This is a genomic window from Bradyrhizobium ferriligni (assembly GCF_056837965.1).
In genome coordinates, this window is record NZ_JBXEJO010000013.1 from 130,001 (window position 1) to 132,414 (window position 2,414).

The following is a 2,414-nucleotide window of genomic DNA, read 5'->3' on the forward strand; positions in this document are numbered from 1 at the left end:
CATGCGTGAGATCGTCCGTCCCGTAACTGCTGCGCTGAGCGTCGCGTGTCTCGCGATCGCCATGACCGCGGCGTCAAACAGCGGCGCATTCGCGCAAGCCAAGCAGCAGCAGATGGCGCCGCCGGCCAAGCAGCCCGCGCAAGCCGCGCCACCCGCGCCGGCTGCGGCTCCGGCACAGGACCAGGCCCCGTCGATCAAGCAGATCGCGCTGACCGACAAGCAGGTCGACGGCGCGCTCGCCGCGGCCAAGGAAATGGACCCGATCACCGCAAAGCTTTCGCAGGACGCCAAGCCGGATCCGAAGATCGTTGCTCAGCTCGAGGGCATCGCCAAGAAGAACGGCTTCGCCAGCTATGACGAGTACAACAACGTCGTCGACAACATCTCGCTGGTGCTCGGCGGCTTCGATCCGCAAACCAAGAAGTATGTCGGTCCCGAGGCCGTGCTGAAGGCGCAGATCGCCCAGGTCCAGGCCGACAAGAAGATGTCGGCCAAGGACAAGAAGGACGCGCTTGCCGACCTCAACGATGCGCTGAAGTCGCCGCCGCCCGCGGTCGAGAACAAGGGCAATATCGATGTCGTGACCAAGAGCTACGACAAGCTGATGGAAGAGTTCGGCGGCAGCGACGACAATTAATGCGTCGCATGATCTCGCCGGAAAACCGCTTCGCACTTTTCCGGATCATGCCCTGAGCCGTCAACCGAATCGAAAATGAGCCCCGGAGAAATTCTCCGGGGCTTTTTCTTTTTCTCCCTCTCCCCGCTCTTGCGGGGTCGAGACGAGCGTAGCTCGCTCTTAGAGGGTTGGGGTGAGGGGCCTGTGCCGCAAAGGCGGTAAGAGGTCATTCGCGGCGGCTCCCACTTCATCCGGATTGCATTCTCCGATGCAATCCGGCTTCTCCCCGCCTGCGGGGAGAAGTGGTGGAGTTAGAGCGTTTTCGAGCGAAGTGGATACCGGTTCGCGTGAAGAAAACGCGTCAAAACAAGAATCTAGAGCCCCGTTCCGATTCCATCGGAGCGGGAAAAGCTCTAGGTGCGCGTGCGCATCCGCATCATGAAGCTGTCGAACGAGAGCTCGGCGACCTGCATCCAGGCCAGCGATTCGTTGCGATAGGCGGCCAGGCTCGAATACATCTTGCCGAAATGCGGGTTGCTCTTGGAAAGATCCGCATAGATCTCGTTGGCCGCGTTGTAGCAGGCTTCCAGCACTTCCTGCGGGAACGGCCGCAACTGCGCGCCGGCCACGATCAGGCGTTTCAGCGCCGGCGGGTTGACCGCGTCATATTTGCCGGTCACCCAGGTGAAGGTGTCTTCGGAGGCGGCCTGGATCGCGGCCTGATAGTGCTTCGGCAGCGCGTTCCACTTGTCCTTGTTCATCACATTGTGGCCCTGGCCGGTGCCTTCCCACCAGCCGGGGTAGTAGTAGAACTTCGCGACCTTGACGAAGCCGAGCTTCTCGTCGTCATACGGCCCGACCCATTCGGCGGCGTCGATTGTGCCTTTTTCCAGCGCCGGATAGATATCACCGCCGGCGATCTGCTGCGGCACCCCGCCGACCTTGGCGATGATGGTGCCGGCGAAGCCGCCGACCCGGAATTTCAAGCCCTGGAAATCCGCCATCGACTTGATCTCCTTCCGGAACCAGCCGCCCATCTGGGCGCCCGTCGAGCCGGTCGGAATGCCGATGCAGTTGAATTCCGCGAGCAAATTGTTGAGCAGGTCGGTGCCGCCACCCCATTGCAGCCAGGAAATGTGCTGGCGCGTGTTGAGGCCGAACGGCAGCGACGTGCCGAAGGTGAAGGCGGGATTCTTGCCCCAGTAATAATACAGCGCGGTATTGCCCATCTCGACCGTGCCGTTGGAGACGGCATCCAGCACCTGCAGGCCGGGCACGATCTCGCCGGCGGCGAACGACTGGATCTGGAAGCGGTTGTCGGTGATCTCGGCGACACGCTTGCAGAAGAATTCACACCCGCCATAGAGCGTATCGAGTGCCTTCGGCCAGCTCGCCGCGAGCCGCCACCTGACCTCGGGCATCGATTGCGCGACTGCGGGCGCGGCGACCGCCGTCGCAGCCAGCCCGACGCCGCCTGCCTTCAAGAATTCACGACGCTTCATGCGTATCCCTCCTGTGTGCCGATACCTCGACAAGGGGAACGATCTTGGTGTCGTCTTTCTTCGCCGATCGATCGACGTTCTGTGATGAATGTGTCCGGTGGCCCTCGACGGGCTCTTGTTGTGGAAATCCGAGTTTCCGGTTCCGCCGGTCAGGATGATCGTTTGCCGGAGGAAATCAAGCGCCTGCCTTCGTTGCAGGTGCGAAGGACAATCGGCGCTGTCGGTCTCATCTGATACCCGCCGCGATGGCTGCCAGCCTTGCCGCGATCTGCTACGCAGGGCGGGTGGGTTGATGG

The 2,414-nt window shown here is 62.0% G+C and carries 2 protein-coding genes; one reads left to right on the forward strand and one right to left on the reverse strand.

Annotated features, from left to right (window positions below; genetic code table 11):
• The first annotated feature begins 1 nt into the window (after window position 1).
• Window positions 2-637, forward strand: coding sequence for a hypothetical protein (locus tag AC1VNY_RS10355; protein ID WP_482405064.1), 636 nt, complete (start codon window positions 2-4; stop codon window positions 635-637).
• Between the two features lie 392 nt (window positions 638-1,029).
• On the opposite strand, the gene AC1VNY_RS10360 is transcribed toward AC1VNY_RS10355, so the two are convergent.
• Complete coding sequence (locus AC1VNY_RS10360) at window positions 1,030-2,118, reverse strand: TRAP transporter substrate-binding protein (RefSeq protein ID WP_482405065.1); 1,089 nt, start codon at window positions 2,116-2,118, stop codon at window positions 1,030-1,032.
• Window positions 2,119-2,414: the final 296 nt, after the last annotated feature.